A 21,293-nucleotide genomic window follows, 5' to 3' on the forward strand; every position below is an offset into this window, starting at 1 on the left:
TAAGTTTAGGAAGAAATAAAAAAATAAATAGGTGATATATATGCTACGTTCGATCTCGCATAATCCAATTTTATCGCATATACCGCCTGCTACTCAAATGCCGAAAGAAGCAAATGTCAGGACAGGACTTGCATTTTCGGATAATTTGTATGCAGATCCGAAAAAAGATAAATTGCTAGAACAAATGGAAGCATTTGTTGATAACATTGGAGAAATTAAAGAGAAAATTGAAATGGAATTAACGCTTGATAATGTAATGGAATACAAAAATACAGTAAAATCATTTTTGAATTTTTACGTAGATAATGTATTGCAATATAAAGATGTCATGTCGCGTCATCCACGTTATGGCTATTCACAGAAAATGACGATTGTGAAACAGGCGGAAATGGGATTAAATGAGTTAGAAGATGTTATGAATTTAATTAATACGAAAACGGGACATTTAGAAATGTTAAATCAGATTGGAGAAATCCACGGTTTAATTGTAAATTTAGTCTTGTAAAAGGGAAGGAAACGATATGTACATACAATTATATGAAAAGCTCGTTATTATTCAAAAAGCATATGAAAACATTCAAACGCTTGGAGAACAAATATATGAGAATTTGAAACATAAAAATGTAAATGCAGTTCAAAAATTGCAAGTAGAGCAATTGCAGTACATAGATGGTTTAAAAGGATTATCAAGCTCGTTTGAAGAAATGGTTATTCAGTTTTGTAAAGAAAAGGGAATTGAGCCGTTTCGCGTAAGTGCATTATTTTCGTATTTTTCTAACGAAGAAATTAAAAAAATGGAAGAATTACAAAAAAATGTAGCTGAATTAGAAGAGAATGTAAAAATGATTCTTTTGAAAAATCAATATTACTTAAACGTACTATTAAAAACTACAGAAAGTATTGTGGATTCCGTTTCTGAATATAATTTAGAACGAAACAATAATTCACAAATCTTTATGAACGAACTATTGTAAAGGGGAAGTGAAACATTATGAGACTGTCTGATTATAATACACCGCTATCGGGTTTGTTAGCGGCACAAATGGGATTACAAACGACGAAACAAAATTTATCAAACATTCATACGCCTGGTTATGTGCGTCAAATGGTAAATTACGGATCGGCTGGAGCAAGTCAGGGCTATTCACCAGAACAAAAAATAGGTTACGGTGTACAAACGTTAGGCGTTGACCGTATTACAGATGAAGTGAAGACGAAACAGTTTAACGATCAATTATCTCAACTCTCTTACTATAACTACATGAATTCGACTTTATCACGTGTAGAATCTATGGTTGGAACGACAGGGAAAAATTCATTATCTAGTTTAATGGATGGCTTCTTTAATGCTTTTCGTGAAGTTGCAAAAAATCCAGAACAACCAAATTACTACGATACATTAATTTCTGAAACTGGGAAGTTTACAAGTCAAGTAAATCGTTTGGCAAAAAGCTTAGATACAGCAGAAGCACAAACGACAGAAGATATTGAAGCGCATGTCAATGAATTTAATCGTCTTGCTGGCAGCTTAGCGGAAGCGAATAAAAAAATTGGACAGGCAGGTACACAAGTGCCAAATCAACTTTTGGATGAACGTGATCGTATCATTACAGAAATGTCTAAGTATGCAAATATAGAAGTGTCTTATGAATCTATGAATCCTAATATCGCGAGTGTTAGAATGAATGGTGTTTTAACAGTAAATGGACAAGATACATATCCACTTCAATTAAATAAAGAAAAAGAACCAATGACTGCTGAAATTTACGGTTCGGAAATTCCTTTAACGAGTGGAGCAATCCAATCAGCGATCGATACGAAAGCGAAGATTGCTAGTTATAAGAAAAACCTTGAAGAACTAATGAGTTCTGTAAAGAATGAAGTAAACACAGTAATGGGGAAAGAGTTCTTCGTTGGAGATCAAGCGAAAGATATGAAATTAAACCCTGAATTTGCAAAAGATGTTTCGAAAATGAAAATATCAGCTGAAACAGCAAATAAACTAGCAGCAATTACAGATGGAAATTATAAAGAAGGTCTTTCTTATAAACAAGCATTAGATCAATTCGTAGTTGGCGTTGCATCTGATAAAAGTGCAGTGAATGCCTATCAAAAAATTCATGTGGATTTATTGGAGGGGATTCAGCAAGAAAAGATGGGTGTTGAAGGCGTTAATATGGAAGAAGAAATGGTTAATTTAATGGCCTTCCAAAAATATTTCGTTGCAAACTCTAAAGCTATTACAACGATGAATGAAGTGTTTGATAGTCTGTTTTCGATTATTAGATAATGAGAGGTAAAAACAAAACCCTTTTCTTTTATGTTTAAAGAGAGAGCCAGCAGAGTGAAGAAGCGGTCAGTGCCTAATAGAGGACCTATTGGTGTGAAATCAGAGATATGGGGCGGTAGAGGGATAAGTTAGGTAAGGGGAGAGCCGGAAATAATTCTGGTTTCTTCTTCAAATTAATTTGAAATAGATAAAGGAGGAGATAGAAATGAGAGTATCTACATTTCAAAATGCAAGTTGGGCAAAGAATCAGTTAATGGATTTGAATGTGCAACAACAATACCACCGAAATCAAGTAACTTCAGGGAAGAAAAACCTTTTTATGAGTGAAGATCCACTTGCAGCAAGTAAATCATTTGCGATTCAACATTCATTGGCGAATATGGAGCAAATGCAAAAAGATATAGCGGATTCGAAAAATGTATTAACACAAACTGAAACTGCTTTACAAGGTGTTTTAAAATCTGTAACAAGAGCAGATCAATTAGCGGTGCAGGCGTTAAATGGGCCAAATGGTGAAAAAGAATTGAAAGCCATCGGTGCAGAGATTGATCAAATTTTAAAACAAGTTGTATATTTAGCGAATACGAAAGAGCAAGGTCGTTATATTTTCGGTGGTGATAGTACAGAGAAACCACCATTTACAGAAGATGGTACGTATCAAGGTGGACAAAATGATGTGAACTGGCAACTAAATGACGGTTATGAATTAAAAGCATTTCGTAACGGTGAAGCGCTATTATCCCCTGTTATAAAAACGTTAAAACAGATGAGTGAAGCGATGCAAAAAGGTGACCAAAAAGCATTACAGCCGTTATTAGGAGAAAATAAGAAAAATTTAGACGGCATCATTAATCGTACAACTGAAGTTGGTTCGACAATGAATACAATGGAGACGTTTAAAACAATTTTAAGTGAACAAAATTTAGCGCTTCAAGAAAACCGTAAAGAAATTGAGGATGTTGACTTAGCGGTAGCAATTTCTGATTTAGCTTATATAAACGCAACGTATGAAGCTACGTTAAAAGCTGTTAGTACGATGAGTAAAACGAGTATTTTAGACTACATGTAATCTATAAGGAGTGAGAAATTATGGCAGGAACATTAACTGGTATCGGTGGTAGACAACAAATATGGAACCTTGGAAATAATATGATCGATACTTCTAACTTCGTCGAATTAGAAATGAATGCGTTAGATATGAGAAAAACACCGTATACAAATGAAAAGAATCAACTTTCACAAGATAAACTATTATATACAAGTTTAAAATCAGAATTTAGCTCTTTCACACAGACTTTTAAAAACTTAGCGGATTTTAAAGGGAACGAGAAAAAAGTAACGACAACGCAAGACGGATATATAAATGTAAAAGCTGATGGTGGTGCGATTGCAGGAACTTTCAATATGACGATTACACAGCTTGCGCAGCGTCATCAAATAGCCTCAAATGATATTTCTGATATAAATGCGAAGCTTCCAAGAAATGAAACGTTAAAACTAGGTGGTAAAGATCTAAAAGTAACAACTGATATGACATATAAAGATTTAATTAACAAAATTAATGATGGAGATTATGGTGTATCGGCTTATACACTTGGAACTAAAATTTTTATGTCCTCGAAAAAAGAAGGAACAGAGGGGGAAATTAAATTTGATGGGAACACATCTACGTTGTTTCAAGATATGGGTTTAGCTAAGGCGGATGGTACAGCACTCAATCTAATTAATAAAGCACAAAATGCTATATATTCTATTAATGGTATCGAAGGTAAAAGTTCTACCAATATAATTGAAGCACTTCCTGGTGTGAAAATTGAATTATTAAAGGTAACAGAGCAAACGGCAGAAGAAAAGCCAGAAGGAACAACAGATGTAGACCCAAAGACAACAGATGCAAAAGCAAAAGGTATAGATTTGAAATTTACAGTAAGTGACTCAAACGTAACAGATGCATCGAATGTTATTAAGAAGATGGTTGCGGATTATAATAAAGCTGTGAATACGGTAGATCTTTTTGCTGGTAAAGGTGGAGCTTTTCAAGGTCAAGCCGTTATGCAAAGTGTGCGTCAAGCGATGAACAATGTTGTAACATTTTCACAAGATGGTAATTATTTATTCACATTTGGTATTCAATTAAAGCAAGATGGAACGATGGAAGTTAATGACGAAGCATTAACGAAAGCGTTAAAAGAAAAACCGGATGCAGCGAAACAGTTTTTCTTTGGATCTAATGGTTTAGGGAAAATGATGGAAGAACCACTTGAAAAAATATTTGGTGATAAAGGTGTAGTTGGAGAACGAGTAAAAAACATTGATTCACGTGTAAGTGATTTAGATAAAAAGATTAAAGATATTGAGACGCAAAACTTGCAAAAACAAGATGAAATTGTGAAGAAGTATCAAAAGCTAGAGAGTACATTAGCGGCGCTTGATAGCCAATTAAAAACAATTAAAGCAATGACAAAACAAAAAAGTGATGATTAATGAAAGGTAAGGAAGTGATTGTATGCAAGCATGGCAACGTTATATGCAAAATGATATTATGACGAGTAATCCAATTAAAAATACAATTTTTATTTATGAAAGATGCATTGTAGAGTTTCGTAATTTAGAAGAACTGTTACATGCTTTTAAACTACAAGAAGGAGATGCACTTCTTGAAAAGTTAGAACGTATTTTCGAAGAATTAAAGCTTCAATTAAATCCTGAAATTACGAAAGATTTATATGATAGTTTATATGGCTTATATGATTGGATTAGCATTCAAATTCAAACAATGAAAGTAACGCGTGAAGCAAAAGACATGGATGCGATTGTGAAAGTGTTACAAGATTTAATAGACGGTTACCGCGGAGCACTTGAAAATGAACAATGATATTTATCGGACGTTTGTCGGCTGTTTTAATGAAATCGGTGAATTGCAAGTGTCAGATGAAGAGTTTGCTGAGAAGAGTGAAATGTTAAATCGCTGGATGATGACATTGGATGAGGAAACGCGTGCGCAAGTTGCAGCAGAAGTAAGTCCATTCATTATTAAGGCGGCACAGCATATTCGAGATAAGCAAAAGATTTTGGAAGAAATGATCATGACAAATGATGGGCGCATGAAAGCTAATTCATTTTACGGTAAATTTTAATGATAGAGTTTAGAAACGGATTCCCCTTTTTAAGAGGGGATCCATTCCTTAGTTTAAATGAAGACTTCCGCTGATTGAGGTTTCATTTTATGACTGTAATAAAAAAGTAGTAATCTAAATAATGTAAAAATGAACTTTAGTTTGTAGATCATAACTTTAAATGTTTCATAGATTATTGCGTGTATACAGTTTTTTTGTATTCTTTTTTATATTTTTGTATTTTTCTAAAGACAACAATGGAAAAATGGAATAAAATATGTAAGGGTACATGATTGTTAATATTTTAATAAACACATATAAGAAAATAAATAATGAAGTGAAACTTCCATCAGTGGATCATTAAGTTAAAAAAGAAAGGGTGTGGAATATGCCAGATTTAGTGAGTGATGTAGGCCATTATATGAATTATTTAGTGACGAAACGAAATACTGTTTCTAGTAATATTGCAAATGCGAATACACCCGGCTATAAAGCGCAAGATGTAACATTTGCTGAGCAAATGAATAAAAGTAGTGCACTATATAAGAACAATGCTGCAGACTTAAAGGGCAATCCAGATTTATATCAAACGAATGAAATGCACTTACCGACAGTAAATACGAAAAATACATATGCAAAGATTCAAACAAAATCAATGCAAACGAATAAAGATGGAAATAGTGTGGATGTAACGACAGAAATGCTAGATTTAATGAAAGCAAATCAGTTATACGGTATTTCAATTAACGCGATTAATACACAATATGCAATTAACCAAGCGGCACGCGGACGTTAAAAGTAGAAGGAGAGACAACGATGTTTCAGGCAATTAATGCAAGTGGCTCAGGACTAACGACAGCGAGAAAGTGGATGGAAGTTACTTCAAATAATATTGTAAATGCAAATACAACGGCGGCTCCGGGGGCAGATTTATATGAGCGTCGTAGTGTAGTGCTAGAATCAAACAATAGTTTTGCAAATATGTTAGATGGGTCTCCTACTAATGGAGTAAAAATAAAAAGTATTGAAGCAGATAAAACTGAAAACTTAGTGTATGACCCAACACATCCGCATGCAAATGAAGAAGGATATGTACGTTATCCAAATATTGATGTGACTGCTGAAATGACGAATGTAATGGTTGCCCAAAAAATGTACGAAGCAAATACAAGTGTATTAAATGCGAATAAAAAAATGCTTGATAAAGATTTAGAAATTGGCCGAGGATAAGGGGGAATATAGTAATATGAAAATCCAACCAATGTTAAATACGCAACCATTTGGAGCAATTCAGTCAATTGGTGCACCGAAAACTTCTCAAACATCAGTAGTTGAGGGGAAAAAGTTTATCGATTTATTGGAAGATATGAATCAAACACAAAACAATGCGCAAACAGCAGTATATGATTTACTAACTAAAGGGGTAGGAGAAACGCATGACGTTTTAATTCAGCAGAAGAAGGCTGAGTCTCAAATGAAGACGGCTGCTCTCGTACGTGATAATCTTATTGAAAATTATAAGTCACTAATTAATATGCAAATTTAGGAAAGTGGACGGGTGTGTTTAAATGGAAAAGATGAAAAATGTTATCCAATCGTTAAAAACGTGGCATAAGTTAGTAATCGGTGCTGCGCTTTTAGCGATTGTAACAGGAGCACTTTTATACTTCACCTTGCCAGATAAATATGTTGTTGTATATCAAAATTTAAATGATGCAGATAAGCAAGAGATTACAGCAGAATTATCAAAGTTAGGTGTAGATTATCAGTTAGCGGCCGATGGATCGATTCGTGTGCAAAAAAATGATGCTCCATGGGTACGAAAAGAAATGAATGGGTTAGGTTTACCGTTTAATTCTAAAAGCGGTGAGGAAATTTTATTAGAAAGCTCGCTCGGTTCAAGTGAGCAAGATAAAAAAATGAAGCAAGTTGTCGGTACGAAAAAGCAATTGGAGCAAGATATTGTAAGAAACTTTGCGACAGTTGAAACGGCGAATGTTCAAATTACATTACCTGAAAAAGAGACAATTTTTGATGAAGAAAAAGCAAAAGGAACAGCTGCGATTACGGTTGGTGTAAAACGTGGTCAATTATTAACTGCTGATCAAGTTGCGGGTATACAGCAAATGATTAGTGCAGCAGTTCCTGGGGTGAAAGCAGAAGAAGTAAGTGTGATTGATAGTAAAAAAGGTGTCATCTCAAAAGGGGCAGATGAAGCGCATTCTACTAGTTCCTCTTCTTATGAAAAAGAAGTAGAGATGCAGCATCAAATTGAAGGTAAATTAAAGCAAGATATTGATGCAACGTTAATGACGATGTTTAAACCAAATGAATATAAAGTGAATACGAAAGTATCTGTAAACTATGATGAAGTTACACGTCAGTCAGAAAAGTATGGTGATAAAGGTGTGCTTCGTAGTAAACAAGAGCAAGAAGAAAGCTCTACTGCACAAGAAGGAGCAGAGACGAAGCAAGGCGCTGGTATTACAGCGAATGGCGAAGTACCAAACTATGGTACGAACAATAATCAAAATGGTAAAATCGTCTACGATAATAAAAATGGTAACAAAATTGAAAACTATGAAATAGATAAAACAGTTGAAACAATTAAGAAACACCCAGAATTAACGAAAACAAATGTTGTAGTATGGGTAGACAACGATACGTTAGTAAAACGAAAAATAGATATGACTACTTTCAAAGAAGCAATCGGCACAGCTGCTGGGCTTCAAGCTGATCCGAATGGAAACTTTACAAACGGTCAAGTTAACGTTGTAACTGTTCAGTTTGATCAGCCGAAAGAAGAGAAGAAGAAAGAACCAGAAGAAAGCGGCATAAACTGGTGGTTATTCGGTGGAATTCCAGCTGGTTTATTAGCGATTGGTGGTTTAGTATGGTTCTTCTTAGCAAGACGTAAGAGAAAGAAAGAAGAAGAAGAGGAATACGAAGAATACTTAGCAGAAGAGGAAATTGCTGCAAGTAATGAAAGTATTATGGAAATTCCTGAAGAGAAAATAGTACCAGAGCCAAAACCAGAACCAGAAGAACCGAAAGAACCGACGTTAGATGAACAAGTGCAGGATGCTACGAAAGAACATGTAGAAGGAACTGCAAAAGTAATTAAAAAATGGTTAAATGGACAGTAAGGGAGGAACAACGATGTTAGATGAAATCTCCTCCAAAGAAAAAGCTGCCATCCTTATTCGTACATTAGAAGAAGGGGTGGCAGCAAAAGTCATTGAATATATGACGGCTGAGGAAAAAGAAGTATTACTTCGTGAAATCGCGAAGTTTCGTGTATATAAACCGGAAACGTTAGAAAATGTACTAGGGGAGTTCTTGTATGAATTAAATGTAAAAGAATTAAACCTAGTGACTCCAGATAAAGAATATATTCGTCGCATATTTAAAAATATGCCAGAAGACGAACTAGAAAAATTATTAGAAGATCTTTGGTATAACAAAGATAATCCGTTTGAATTCTTAAATTCACTTACAGATTTAGAACCACTTCTTACTGTACTTAATGATGAATCGCCACAAACGATTGCGATTATCGCTTCTTATATTAAACCGCAGCTTGCTTCTCAATTAATTGAGAGATTACCAGATCATAAGCGAGTAGAAACGGTAATGGGGATTGCGAAGCTAGAGCAAGTAGATGGTGAATTAATAAATCAAATTGGGGATTTATTAAAATCAAAATTAAATAATATGGCGTTTAATGCAATTAATAAAACAGATGGTTTGAAAACAATAGTAAACATTTTAAATAACGTTTCACGAGGTGTTGAAAAAACAGTCTTTCAAAAGCTGGATGAAATGGATTATGAGTTATCTGAGAGAATTAAAGAAAACATGTTTGTATTTGAAGACTTACTCGGACTTGAAGATCTCGCACTTCGTCGTGTATTAGAGGAAATTACAGATAATGGTGTTATTGCGAAAGCACTTAAAATTGCAAAAGAAGAAATTAAAGAGAAATTATTTACATGTATGTCTTCAAACCGTAAAGAGATGATTCTAGAAGAATTAGATGGCTTAGGACCGCTTAAGATGACGGATGCTGAGAAAGCACAGCAAACGATTACAGGCACAGTGAAAAAGCTAGAGAAGGAAGGAAGAATTATCGTTCAAAGAGGTGAAGATGATGTCCTTATTTAAAAACAGAATTCCGAAGAATTCTGTTTCTTTTTCTGAAGAAACGTATGAATTACAATTTCCAAAACCAATACCAGTTCAAGTAGAAGAAATACAGGTGGACCATGAAGAGCTTCTTGCACAGCAACAATCATTACATACTGAACTGAATCAACTAAGGCAAGAGCAGCAAATATTAGAACGAGAGCGCCAGCAGTTATTACATGATCAAGAACAATTTCAAATGCATGTTCAGCAGCAGATGAAAGAGATAGAGTCCGCACGTATACAGTTTCAAAAGGAACAACAAGAAACAGCATACGAATGGACAGAATTATTATGGGATCAATCTTTTCAATTAGCAGAAAAAATTGTGAATCAAGCAGTAGATTCGCGCTTACTTGATGTGTTACCCATTTTAACTGGCATCGTTCAAACGTTGCCGACTTCGTTTGAAAAATTGGTCATTACCGTACATCCAGAAACATTTGAACGCATCCAAGAAGAGAAGGAAAATACGAAAGAATATTGGTTACTACAATTAGTAGAATGGAAATATGATTTCTCCTTACAGTTCGGTGAATTTGTTCTAGAAGAAGAGAAAGAGTTCTTTGAATTTAAGTTTGCACCTATATTTGCGAAACTTCGCCAGAAATGGGAAGAAGAGAAGTTATTTGAGGAGCAAAATGTATGAATCGACTATTAATGAATGAAAACCAAAAATGGAATACATTTATTGAAACGCCGTTTTATACGAAAGTCGGTAAAGTTCATAGTGTACAAGAACAGTTTTTCGTAGCGAAAGGGCCAAAGGCGAAAATTGGAGATGTTTGTTTCGTTGGAGAACATAATGTTTTATGTGAAGTGATTGCGATTGAAAAAGAAAACAATATGTTACTCCCATTTGAACAAACAGAAAAAGTATGTTACGGAGATTCAGTTACACTAGTTTCAGAAGATGTTGTTGTACCTCGTGGTAATCACTTACTCGGAAAAGTATTAAGTGCAAATGGTGAAGTGCTAAATGAGAACGTTGAAAATATTCCATTGCAAAAAATAAAACTAGATGCCCCGCCTATTCATGCATTTGAACGTGAAGAAATTACCGATGTATTTGAAACGGGAATCAAATCTATTGATTCTATGCTAACAATTGGTATCGGTCAAAAGATTGGTATATTTGCTGGGTCAGGTGTTGGTAAATCTACTTTACTCGGAATGATTGCGAAAAACGCAAAAGCAGACATTAATGTTATTAGTTTAGTAGGAGAACGTGGCCGAGAAGTAAAAGACTTTATTCGAAAAGAATTAGGTGAAGAAGGTATGCGAAAAAGCGTCGTTGTTGTAGCGACGTCAGATGAAAATCACCTAATGCAACTTCGTGCAGCGAAGCTTGCGACATCTATTGCTGAATATTTCCGTGATCAAGGTAATAACGTACTACTTATGATGGACTCTGTTACTCGTTTTGCTGACGCGCGTAGAAGTGTTGATATTGCCGTTAAAGAGTTGCCGATTGGTGGTAAAACACTCTTAATGGAAAGTTATATGAAGAAGTTATTAGAGCGCTCTGGGAAAACACAAAAGGGATCCATAACAGGTATTTATACCGTACTCGTTGATGGGGATGATTTAAACGGACCTGTACCAGATTTAGCACGTGGTATTTTAGATGGACATATTGTATTAAAGCGTGAACTTGCAACGCTCAGTCATTACCCTGCTATTTCAGTGCTAGATTCAGTAAGTAGGATTATGGAAGAAATCGTGTCGCCAAATCACTGGCAACTTGCAAATGAAATGAGAAAAATCTTATCTGTTTATAAAGAAAATGAATTGTATTTTAAATTAGGGACGATTCAAGAAAATGCAGAAAATGCTTATATTTTTGAATGTAAAAACAAAGTAGAAGGTATAAATACGTTTTTAAAACAAGGTCGATCAGATCGTTTCCAATTTGCTGATATTGTTGAAGCGATGCACCATATCGTATAAGACCTCTGCCAAAGAGGTCTTATTTTTTTGTTTTTTAATATTTCACAGATTTTTTTGGAAAAAAACTATATAATAGAAAAAGAGAGCGTTATAATAGGAAGGGGCTATAAAAACAGGTGGATAAGCAGCAGTACGACACGATAAAGTTGCAAATAAATCAAGAAAAAGAACAGATTTTGAAAGAAGTGTATGAATTAACAGCTGAAAAAAGAAAAATAGAACAAAAAAAAGAATATGATTTATATGTAGTAAAATCGCGTAGTAAAGTCGTACAAACTGGGCAACGTATAATGGCTGGTATGCTTTCCTCACATACGTTTTCACCTGAAAGAATAGAAGAATGGAATCGGAAAATTAAAAAAACGGAAGATTTTATTCAAAAAAATGAAAGCCTTTTAGAACAAGTAAAAGAAAAAGAACGTGTCATTGATGAGATGTATCAAGAAGGTTGTAGAAAGCTTGCTAAAGTACGAGAAAAGCAGGAAGAAAAAATGCTTCTTGATTTGAAAATGTGTATGAATGGATGAGGTGAATATAGTGATACAGTCTGTATTACCGGTGCAACAAAGTTTACCTCCGCAAAAAGAAAAAGGGCTAGAAGTACAATCAAAAAGTGAAGATTCTTCATTCGATCGTACGATGAGAATGGAAAATAAAAAGCAGCCGAAAACGGAGAAAATGAAACGAGAAGAAGCACCAAAAGAAGAAAAAAAAGAATATATTCTTTCTAAACAATCAGTAACGAAAGAAGAGCCAATTGTAAAGAAAGAAGAAAAAAAAGAGACAGAACAGTTGTTATTAGCTGTATCTGAGCAAATGGTTGCAATTGAACAATTACGTGTGCAGCCAGAATTGTTATATCAATACATACAAAAAATACAAGAGCTGTATAAAGAATATGGAAATATAAAACTTAACGAATTACCTGCAGCTGAATTACAACAATTACAAGAGCTCCTTTCAAATATGAATATCAAAAATGCTATATGTTTAGAAGATACAATGCAAACGGTATTAGATAAAGTGACGATGCCAGAGCAAACGATACAAGTATTGAAAGTGGTAGAAACAGAAACTTGTAATATTGCAAAGAAACAAGAAGAGTCCAAAGAATTAGATGGAGATCTTCCGAAAGCTGAGAGCGATGATGTAAAGATAGAGTTGCCAGAAGGTGATGTATTCAACGATTCAAGTTCTGCGGGTGCGGAGTTACTAAATAGAGCAACGAGTACGGATCCAATAGGGAAATCAAATAGTGGTGCTGAGAAAGTTTCATTGCCTGACTTAGGAAAGAAGATGGAAGCACAAGTAGAAGCCTTGCAAAAATTTGTAGTGAAACAAGAACGTGTTTTATTTCAGTTAAATCCAGAAAAACTCGGTACATTAACGGTGTTTATGAAAAAACATGGGGATCAAATTGATGTTCACGTAGAAATGGAAAAACACGATGCGAAAAAACGTGTTGAAATCATTTTTGATGAATTGAGACTGAAGTTAAAAGAAAAAGAAATTAATATTCAAATTAGCTATTCAGATAAAGATGAAAATCGAAAAGAACAGCGAGAACAAGAGCAAAGGCAAAAACAAAAATTAGCAAGTACGAAACATGAAAAACAACATGCAAAAGAATTTGCGGGATTATTGGAGGAATAAAGCGTGCCAACAGTTGGATTAAATACAACGAGTACAAATCATATTCCGTTACAAGCAGGAGCACAAACAAAAAATGCATCTGTTACTGGTGCACAGTCGACAGCTCAACAAGCAAACGGAGTATCAGCAAGTACTCAAAAAACACCGGGTATTATGGATAAAGATGATTTCCTGAAACTTTTCTTAGCAAGCTTTCAACATCAAGACCCGTTTAATGCGATGGATATGAACCAAATGATGAACCAAACAGCACAGCTATCGCTTATGGAGCAAGTACAGAATATGACGAAAGCAGTAGATAAATTGCAATCAACGATGTATTCGACAGCTCTTGATGGAGGGATGAAGTTTTTAGGAAAGTACGTTAGAGGTGTAAGCAATAATGGAAAGCAAGTGACTGGTCAAGTAGAAACAGTTCGACTTGCTGAAAATAACGATGTGCAACTTATTGTTGATAATCAAGTTGTCTCACTTCGTTTCATAGAAAGGGTTTCTGATAAACCGATAACAGAAACTAATCCGGAAGATGAGAAGAAAGATGATATAGAAAAAAATGAATAGGTTAAGCCAGATTAATAAAAGGAGTGTACAAAGGTTATGATTAAAGCGTTATATACAAGTATTACAGGGATGAATGCAGCACAAAATGCATTAAGTGTTACTTCAAATAATATTGCAAATGCACAAACAGTTGGATATAAAAAGCAAAAGGCTATTTTTGATGATTTGCTATATAATAATACGGTTGGTTCACGTGGTGATGGTGCCTATGCTGGTACGAATCCAAAGAGTATTGGTAACGGTGTAAAGTTCAGTGGGACATCTACAGATTTTAGTGATGGTTCTATTACTTTAACTAGTGATAAGATGGAGACAGCGATAGAAGGAAACGGTTTGTTTTTAGTTGGTGATCGTAACGGTGGAAATGTAGAGTATACGAGAAAAGGATCTTTTGGTGTATCGAAAGATAACTATGTTACAACTACAGGTGGACAGTATGTGCTAGGTTATGGTGTGAAAAACGGAACACAAGAGGTAGATTTTTCTTCACGACCAAGCCCAATTCATATTCCAATGGGATCAGCTGTTGGTGGGATTCAAACAGATAAAGCGACAATAGGCGGAAACCTTCCTAGAAACCAAAATGCATTATCTCACGAATTCACAGTTTTTGATGCGGAAGGGAACTCATTAACGTTACGTGTAAATATTAAGCAAAAGACAGATGGTAAAGAAGTTGAAAAGCCGTTGGCAGGTGAATATACATATTCAGTTTCTGTAAGGAATGATTCTAAAAACGAAAAAGAATTTAAGCCTATTGAAGGTATGCCGGACAATAAACCTCTTATATTTGATACATTAGGGAATTTAAAGCAAACAGATGAACCTGTACAAAAAGACCCAGTAACTGGTGAAATTACTAAAGGTGGAACGATTGATATTCCTTTTGGAAAGGGATTGAAACTGGATTTAAGTGGTTTAACAAATTATCCGACAGGGAAAACTCTTTCTACAACAGAAGTAACAGGGCGTCCAGCTGCAATTGCAAATGACTATTCTATTTCTGATGGTGGTTTCGTTATGATGAAATATTCAGATGGTAGTATGAAAGTTGTAGGACAACTAGCTGTAGCTACATTCCCGAATTCAGGTGGATTAATGAAAACAGGGAATGGAAATTACGTTGCGACACCATCAGCCGGTATTCCAGGGATAGGTGTTGCTGGTGAGAATGGTGCAGGTAATGTACGAGGATCAGCAAAAGAAAGTTCAAACGTAGATTTATCTGTAGAATTTGTTGATTTAATGCTTTATCAACGTGGATTCCAAGGAAATGCGAAAGTAATTAAGGTGTCAGATGAAGTATTAAATGAAGTTGTAAACTTAATTCGATAATATATCATAAAGTAAAATTGTAATGTAGTAGAAAGGGTTTTTTATTCGTATGACGACAAGACAAGAGCGAATTTTACAATTGCCTTTTTTCGAAAATAAACGTGAACTTGCTGAGCAAGTGTTAAAAATGGAACGAGAAGAGCGTATATATTTACCTGATCAATTTGAAATTAAGCAAGTACCTCCATATTCATTTGGCGAAAAGCAATCAATCATTGGCCGTATTCATGAGTTTTATTTCGTAAGTGTTGGTAGCGAAGGAGAATGGAAGTATCAACTGTTTAAGGACGAGATGAAGTGCCGTGAGTTTTTTGTTACACTATCAGGGATAACGGATCAGCAGATTGCATTTTGGTTCAATAACATCGAGTTATTGAAAAGCTCTTAAAAAGCTTTTAAAAGCCCTAAAAAGACCTTAAAGGCCCTTTTTGAGTTTTAAGAGAGGACCCGGCGATATATGGTAGCGGTTAGTGCCTAATAGATTCTCGACCGGTGTTTAAAAGCCCAGAGATATGTAGAGTTACTAGGGTAGTTTAAATAGATTTAAGCGAAGTGTAGTATGAATAATGCTTGTGGTCTTAACGTGTTTGATGGACTAATAAGTTTATTTGTGGCGATAGATTTTTATAAAAGGAGAGGTGAGGAGGATGGTGCAGAATAAGTATCGCGTTACATTCATTTCGCCAAGTGAGGTTGAGCAGCGGACTGTTATGGCGGCGAGTAGTTTGCCAGATTTAATTCGTAAAGTAGAGAGTATTATTACAGATCCGAACGGTTATTTTGTAAATGATAAAAAAAATAATTGCTATTTTAAAGTGATTAAAGATAATGTTACGTTTATTCAATATGAGTTACTATTTTCGGATAAGGAAATTCATATTGAAAAATTAAAACATATAGCACCAGCTATATTGAAACAATTATTTAAAAAAATAAATGATCCAGAATTATATGCACTTGCGCTACTTGATGTTGATATAGCGACGAAAGAATATGTGCTAGAAATAATGAATACAGAGTTAAGAATAAGAGTCGAAACAGAGCTTTCGAAAAAGTGGGAAGCAATGCCGACAGAAATTGTAGGAGCACAAGAAGTGTTGTTAGAGGCACTTGCTTCGTTTATACAAGATTAATTGTCTTTTTAAATAAATGAATCGTCCAACTATCTATATTTTTTATATAGATAGTTGACTTTTTCGTTTTAATAAAGCTTAATAAATAGATATACGGAATTAATGGAAGGGGAGCGACACCTTTATGTCACAAGCACAAAGTATTTTATTAGAAAGCGGAACAAATGAATTAGAGATTGTTACATATACTGTTGGTGAAAACCTATTCAGTATTAACGTAATGAAAGTACGTGAAATCATTAATCCATTCCCTGTTACAACTGTGCCAGAATCTCATCATGCAGTTGAAGGTGTTGTTCAAGTACGCGGTGAAATTTTACCTGTTATTAACTTAGCGACAGCTCTTAATTTAAAATCGACAAAGCCACTTGATCAAACGAAATTTATTATTTCAGAATTAAATCAAATGAAAGTTATTTTCCGTGTTGATGAAGTGCATCGTATTCAACGTATTTCATGGGAACAAATTGATGAACCAGCTTCATTGTCTATGGGACTAGAAGAAACGACATCTGGTATTGTAAAGCTAGATGGGCAAATTATTTTGCTATTAGATTATGAAAAAATTGTATGTGAAATTAGTGGTACTGGTTATGACAATAAATCACTTGCAGGTTTAGAACAGAAAACAGATCGAGCTGAAAAAGTGATTTATATTGCAGAAGATTCAGCAATGCTCCGCCAAATATTAGAAGAAACATTATCATCAGCTGGATATACGAAAATGAACTTCTTCAGCAATGGTGCAGAAGCGTTAGCACAAATTGAAAAATTAGCGAAAGAGCAAGGGGAAAAAATGTTTGAGCATATTCACTTGCTAATTACTGATATTGAAATGCCGAAAATGGATGGACATCATTTAACGAAAGTTGTTAAGGATAGTGAAGTAATGAGTCGTTTACCGGTCATTATTTTCTCTTCATTAATTACAAATGAATTATTCCATAAAGGCGAAGCTGTAGGAGCAAATGCTCAAGTAAGTAAGCCAGATATTCAAGAGTTAATTGGTTTAGTAGATAAGTTAGTGCTGTAAAAGAGATTTAAAAGTTTTTTTAGCTGGAATAGAAACTCTAGCCATGCTTGGTGGCGGTCAGTGCCTAATAGAGCCCCATGCCATGTTAAGACCAGAGATATGTAGCGGTTTTTTAGGTAAGTGGAAGAAGTGGGACATTGAGAGTGGGGATGGCGGTTAGTGCTTAATAGAGCCACACGCGATGTGAGGTTTCAATTGAAGATTTATAGATTTCTACTTATAACTCTATTCTTTTAGTGGAGAGAAGGGAACTAACCGTGTGTAATATTGGTTAGTTCCTTTTTAGTGTTCTATATTCTGTATAGGTGGAAAGATGGAGCGTTTTTGGAGTATTTGTGATTGTATGTATGAAAAATCTTTATTTGAAGATTTTTTGTTTAAAAATATAAAAATGTATCTTTGGATTATTTTAGTAATTTTTTGTGATAACGCAAATTTTTTCGGTGAAATTACATTCTAAATACCATATAATATAATTAAAAGTGATTCATATGCAATTATGCATATGAATGAAAAAATCTTTTTCTATTTCTATACTTTCTATACATTTTTGTATGTTTATTATTTGACAGATAATTTCGAAATGTTATAATATGGATATGTAAAATTTTCTATTTTCTGAATGGACATGGGAGTCTGATGAGAATTGTGAAAGGATGAGGGGGAGTGGCACAGATTATGTATCACCACACAGCAATCAATGTATTAAGTCTTTTACAAAACATGTCAAATAATAAAATGAACGATATGCAACTAGAAGCGGAATTTAAAAAAATAGAAAAACAATTCCAAGTAAAATATGAAGAACTAGTTGATTTATATAATAGAATGGTATTATTTCAAATAGATATAGAAAAACATGGCGGGATGCGAGCATATGAAAAATCAGCGATTACATGGCTGAAGTCTGAGCTAGAGTTACTGTATGAAGTGTATCAATTTTCCCAACGTCACGGTTTAAACATTATTAATATTTCAAAATACGTTAGTAAAAAAGAACTAAATCTTTTTCCAAAAACAGAAAGTCAATTGCAAAATACGTATTACAAATTAAAAAAATGTGAAATACCGTTTGAAAATATTGAAAAACAAAAACCAGGACGAAAGCGAAAATATACACCTGTAAAAGAACCGATTGTTGAGATGAAAATAGAAAACAAGCAAGAGTTAAGAGAAGAAGTTCTAAATACAGAGAATGAAAAAAGCCTTGTAACAGTTATATCTGGTATTGTTGATAATTTTGAGACGATAAGCCATTGTAGTGAAAGGAAAGAGCATGAACTACATCAGTTTATGGAAGGAATCTATAAGCTTTCTAGCATGGCTGCAGAGCGTTCAAAAGATGAAAAGAATGCTCGTGGTCTCGAAGGTGAATTACATGTATTACGAGCTGAAAATGAAAGGATCAAGCGAGAAAAGGAAGAGCTTGTTCATGATATAAAAGAAATGACGCATCATTTAATTCATTTCATTACGAGTTCTGATATCGATCAAATTCGCACATTACCTTTCTTTGTAAAAGAATGTAAACAAGATTTGCATAAATTAGGGTTATATAACGCACAAGACGGTAAAATGAAAATTATGGTTGATCGTAGTGGGCAGGTTATGACTGTAACGCAGTAATAAAATTTGGGTACAAAATAAAAGGGAGATACATAGTTTATATGTATTTCCCTTTTGTTTTGTATGGAATCGTTTCAAAGAAGAAAGATGATTTTTTAAGATTGTAGTAACTTAGAAACCATTTGCGGTATTTGATTTGCTTGTGAAACCATACTAAGTGCAACTTCAGTTAACAATTTAAACTTTAAAAAATCGCTCATTTCCTGCGCCATATCCGCATCTTCAATTCGAGATGCAGCATCTGTTAGGGCCATACTTTGGCTATTTAAATTTTCAATATTAAACTGTAAACGATTCATCATAGCCCCGAGGTCAGCGCGGTGAAGTGATACATTTTGTAAAGCTTCTTCAATTTTACGAATCGCCGCTCTTGCTTCTTGTTCTGTTGAAATGTTGATGTCATGTTGTGTAGGGGAAGGGGAGATATGTTTCGTTACATTTACCGTATGACCAATATCATCTAACGTAACAGGTCGGTTTTGTCCGTCAAACACGGATAAATCATTAAATTCAGTCGTCTCATCAATATAGCCAATTTGTTCTATTAAAGACTGAAACTCTTTATTTAACGAATCACAGTTTTTATTTGAATTTGTACCATTTGCAGATTGAAGAGCTAAATCGCGCATACGCTGTAAAATATTCGTTACAGTTTGAAGAGCAGCTTCCGCTGTCCGAAGCATTGATAGCGCATCCTCATTATTACGAATTGCCACGCGCATACCACTCGCTCGTGCATGTATACGAGTCACAATTGCAATATTGGCTGGATTATCAGAAGCATGGTTTAACTTCTTACCAGTCGCTAAATGTTCCATCGCAACATTCATACGCTTCTCATTCTCATACAACGACTGCCTAGCATTCATACTCAAAACATTCGTACCAATACGCATAATAGACACTCCTTATAGATTGATATAGTCGGTAACTCTAAATCTAATAAACGGTTATGGAAGGATAAAGGGCTTATGCTTATTTGCTATTTGTGTTTTAACATAAGAGGGGATCAAGATAAGTAATGACCGCTTCTATGCACCGCAGATGCTCTCTTCCACCTAAAAAAAGAAAAGTTTTACAAAAAATAAACCTCTCCGCAAGCAGAGAGGTTTATTCATGAAGCTAACTCAAATGGATTATTGTAATAATTTAGAAACCATTTGTGGAGTTTGGTTTGCTTGAGAAAGCATGCTGATACCAGCTTCGTTCAAGATTTTGAACTTAGTCATTTCAGACATTTCTTTCGCCATGTCAGCGTCTTCGATTTGAGAAGCAGAAGCTGCCATAGAGTTTTCTTGGCTCTTAAGATTTGTTACGTTAAAGTCAAGACGGTTTAAAGTTGCACCAAGGTCAGCGCGGCTAGTAGCAATGCTTTCAAGTGCTTTGTCGATTTGTTTTACAGCGTCTAAAGCTGCTGGTTTACCTGTAGCTGGAGCACCTGATGTTGATGCAGGTGTAAGTTTAGCAAATCCCTCTTTAATTGCTGTATATGCAGCATCTTTGTCAACTGTAGTTGCATAGTCAGTTAAAGCTGTTTCAAAGTCTGTAATAGTAGCAGCATCAAAATTAGCTTTATTAGCATTCCATGCAGCTTTTAAAGTGTCGACAGCTGTATTTCTCTCACCAGGATCTGTTGTAGCATCAAATGCATTTTTAAAAGTACCAAATGCAGTATTCATTGCTGAAACATCAGCAGTTCCGCCGCCAGTTCCACCAGTTGCAGAAGTACCTTCAATTGATAATGTATCAAGTCCTAAAGCTTTAGCTGTAGCACTACCTAATTTAATGTCAAGTTGTTTACCAGCATCATCAGAATCTAATGTTTGGATTTTAATTGTAATATTACCAACTTGTGTATCGCCTTCACCGCTAAGTAGTGCTTTATCATTGAATTGTGTATTTTTTGAAATGTAATCAATTTGATCTTTTAATGCAGAGAACTCTTTTTGCAGAGCAGATTGGTTTTTTTCCGTGTTAGTGCCAGTTGCAGATTGGTTTGCAAGGTCACGCATACGAAGTAAGATATTTGAAACAGAATTTAGAGCAGAATCAGCTGTACGAATTAAAGAGATTCCGTCTTGTGTGTTACGAGAAGCAACGTTTAGGCCGCCTTCACGTGCTTTCATACGAGTTGCGATTGCAAGACCTGCTGCATCGTCAGAAGCGTTGTTGATACGTTTACCGCTTGATAAACGGTCCATAGCGTTACTCATTTTAGCTTGGTTTTGGCGCATGTACTCTTGTGTACGCATGCTATTAATGTTTGTATTAATTCTCATGATTAAGAACCCCCATTTTTTTATATTGACTTTTCTGCAAATTGAAAAACGGTAATATGCGAAAAAATCAATTTCGAGATTTATTGTAATCCCTGTCATAGCGGGTGTCAACTAAAAATTCGAATTAATAAA

Annotated in this window: 24 protein-coding genes; 22 read left to right on the forward strand and 2 right to left on the reverse strand. The window is 34.7% G+C overall.

All coding sequences use genetic code 11. From position 1 onward, the window contains the following. Window positions 1–40: 40 nt before the first annotated feature. From MR079_RS03015 to MR079_RS03120, 22 genes are all read left to right on the forward strand, one after another. Window positions 41–505, forward strand: a complete 465-nt coding sequence (locus tag MR079_RS03015; protein WP_242293484.1) for a YaaR family protein — start codon at window positions 41–43, stop codon at window positions 503–505. 16 nt (window positions 506–521) lie between these two features. Continuing rightward, window positions 522–974: a hypothetical protein gene (locus MR079_RS03020; RefSeq protein ID WP_070172697.1), complete on the forward strand. Its 453-nt coding sequence runs from the start codon at window positions 522–524 to the stop codon at window positions 972–974. 17 nt (window positions 975–991) lie between these two features. Continuing rightward, the gene (flgK, locus tag MR079_RS03025; RefSeq protein WP_001239681.1) at window positions 992–2,290 is read left to right on the forward strand and encodes a flagellar hook-associated protein FlgK; all 1,299 of its coding nucleotides are present in this window, start codon (window positions 992–994) and stop codon (window positions 2,288–2,290) included. Window positions 2,291–2,495: 205 nt separating this feature from the next. Continuing rightward, the gene (locus MR079_RS03030; protein ID WP_242293485.1) at window positions 2,496–3,359 is read left to right on the forward strand and encodes a flagellar hook-associated protein 3; all 864 of its coding nucleotides are present in this window, start codon (window positions 2,496–2,498) and stop codon (window positions 3,357–3,359) included. A gap of 20 nt (window positions 3,360–3,379) precedes the next feature. Next, window positions 3,380–4,774, forward strand: coding sequence for a flagellar hook-associated protein 2 (locus tag MR079_RS03035; RefSeq protein WP_211479935.1), 1,395 nt, complete (start codon window positions 3,380–3,382; stop codon window positions 4,772–4,774). A gap of 22 nt (window positions 4,775–4,796) precedes the next feature. After that, window positions 4,797–5,165 carry a flagellar export chaperone FliS gene (locus MR079_RS03040; RefSeq protein ID WP_001149510.1) on the forward strand — a complete coding sequence of 123 codons (369 nt, stop codon included), beginning with the start codon at window positions 4,797–4,799 and terminating at the stop codon, window positions 5,163–5,165. Continuing rightward, window positions 5,155–5,427, forward strand: coding sequence for a hypothetical protein (locus MR079_RS03045; RefSeq protein ID WP_001058076.1), 273 nt, complete (start codon window positions 5,155–5,157; stop codon window positions 5,425–5,427). Before MR079_RS03040 ends, MR079_RS03045 begins: the two co-directional genes overlap by 11 nt. 367 nt (window positions 5,428–5,794) lie before the next feature. Continuing rightward, on the forward strand, window positions 5,795–6,202 hold the full coding sequence (gene flgB, locus MR079_RS03050) for a flagellar basal body rod protein FlgB (protein ID WP_002020944.1): 408 nt from the start codon (window positions 5,795–5,797) through the stop codon (window positions 6,200–6,202). A gap of 20 nt (window positions 6,203–6,222) precedes the next feature. Continuing rightward, on the forward strand, window positions 6,223–6,636 hold the full coding sequence (gene flgC, locus MR079_RS03055) for a flagellar basal body rod protein FlgC (protein ID WP_000484673.1): 414 nt from the start codon (window positions 6,223–6,225) through the stop codon (window positions 6,634–6,636). Window positions 6,637–6,652: 16 nt separating this feature from the next. After that, on the forward strand, window positions 6,653–6,952 hold the full coding sequence (gene fliE, locus MR079_RS03060; protein WP_000701682.1) for a flagellar hook-basal body complex protein FliE: 300 nt from the start codon (window positions 6,653–6,655) through the stop codon (window positions 6,950–6,952). Window positions 6,953–6,974: 22 nt separating this feature from the next. Continuing rightward, complete coding sequence (locus MR079_RS03065; RefSeq protein ID WP_208752446.1) at window positions 6,975–8,552, forward strand: flagellar M-ring protein FliF C-terminal domain-containing protein; 1,578 nt, start codon at window positions 6,975–6,977, stop codon at window positions 8,550–8,552. Between the two features lie 13 nt (window positions 8,553–8,565). Beyond that, on the forward strand, window positions 8,566–9,570 hold the full coding sequence (locus MR079_RS03070; protein ID WP_000883362.1) for a flagellar motor switch protein FliG: 1,005 nt from the start codon (window positions 8,566–8,568) through the stop codon (window positions 9,568–9,570). Next, on the forward strand, window positions 9,557–10,240 hold the full coding sequence (locus MR079_RS03075; protein ID WP_074570244.1) for a FliH/SctL family protein: 684 nt from the start codon (window positions 9,557–9,559) through the stop codon (window positions 10,238–10,240). The genes MR079_RS03070 and MR079_RS03075 overlap by 14 nt, the downstream gene beginning before the upstream one ends. Beyond that, entirely contained in the window at window positions 10,237–11,541 is a 1,305-nt protein-coding gene (fliI, locus tag MR079_RS03080) for a flagellar protein export ATPase FliI (protein ID WP_242293486.1), read from the forward strand. The genes MR079_RS03075 and fliI overlap by 4 nt, the downstream gene beginning before the upstream one ends. A gap of 116 nt (window positions 11,542–11,657) precedes the next feature. After that, complete coding sequence (locus MR079_RS03085) at window positions 11,658–12,068, forward strand: cytoplasmic protein (RefSeq protein WP_070168636.1); 411 nt, start codon at window positions 11,658–11,660, stop codon at window positions 12,066–12,068. Between the two features lie 10 nt (window positions 12,069–12,078). Next, window positions 12,079–13,194 carry a flagellar hook-length control protein FliK gene (locus MR079_RS03090; protein ID WP_242293487.1) on the forward strand — a complete coding sequence of 372 codons (1,116 nt, stop codon included), beginning with the start codon at window positions 12,079–12,081 and terminating at the stop codon, window positions 13,192–13,194. A gap of 3 nt (window positions 13,195–13,197) precedes the next feature. Further along, window positions 13,198–13,755: a flagellar hook assembly protein FlgD gene (locus MR079_RS03095; RefSeq protein ID WP_242293488.1), complete on the forward strand. Its 558-nt coding sequence runs from the start codon at window positions 13,198–13,200 to the stop codon at window positions 13,753–13,755. Window positions 13,756–13,791: 36 nt separating this feature from the next. Beyond that, a complete protein-coding gene (gene flgE / locus MR079_RS03100; protein ID WP_242293489.1) occupies window positions 13,792–15,090 on the forward strand; it encodes a flagellar hook protein FlgE in 1,299 nt (432 codons plus the stop codon). Window positions 15,091–15,139: 49 nt separating this feature from the next. Beyond that, window positions 15,140–15,478: a DUF3964 family protein gene (locus MR079_RS03105; protein WP_242293490.1), complete on the forward strand. Its 339-nt coding sequence runs from the start codon at window positions 15,140–15,142 to the stop codon at window positions 15,476–15,478. Between the two features lie 259 nt (window positions 15,479–15,737). Continuing rightward, window positions 15,738–16,223, forward strand: coding sequence for a LysR family transcriptional regulator (locus MR079_RS03110; RefSeq protein ID WP_242293491.1), 486 nt, complete (start codon window positions 15,738–15,740; stop codon window positions 16,221–16,223). A 124-nt stretch (window positions 16,224–16,347) separates the two neighbouring features. Continuing rightward, window positions 16,348–17,256: a chemotaxis protein gene (locus MR079_RS03115; protein ID WP_000075959.1), complete on the forward strand. Its 909-nt coding sequence runs from the start codon at window positions 16,348–16,350 to the stop codon at window positions 17,254–17,256. 678 nt (window positions 17,257–17,934) lie between these two features. After that, window positions 17,935–18,882, forward strand: a complete 948-nt coding sequence (locus MR079_RS03120; protein WP_242293513.1) for a DNA-binding domain-containing protein — start codon at window positions 17,935–17,937, stop codon at window positions 18,880–18,882. Window positions 18,883–18,977: 95 nt separating this feature from the next. Here MR079_RS03120 and MR079_RS03125 read toward each other — a convergent pair whose 3' ends face one another. Beyond that, a complete protein-coding gene (locus tag MR079_RS03125) occupies window positions 18,978–19,778 on the reverse strand; it encodes a flagellin N-terminal helical domain-containing protein (protein ID WP_242293492.1) in 801 nt (266 codons plus the stop codon). Window positions 19,779–20,018: 240 nt separating this feature from the next. After that, the gene (locus MR079_RS03130; RefSeq protein ID WP_242293493.1) at window positions 20,019–21,161 is read right to left on the reverse strand and encodes a flagellin N-terminal helical domain-containing protein; all 1,143 of its coding nucleotides are present in this window, start codon (window positions 21,159–21,161) and stop codon (window positions 20,019–20,021) included. Window positions 21,162–21,293: the final 132 nt, after the last annotated feature.

The organism is Bacillus cereus group sp. BfR-BA-01381 (assembly GCF_022663555.1).
GTDB lineage: Bacteria > Bacillota > Bacilli > Bacillales > Bacillaceae_G > Bacillus_A > Bacillus_A pacificus.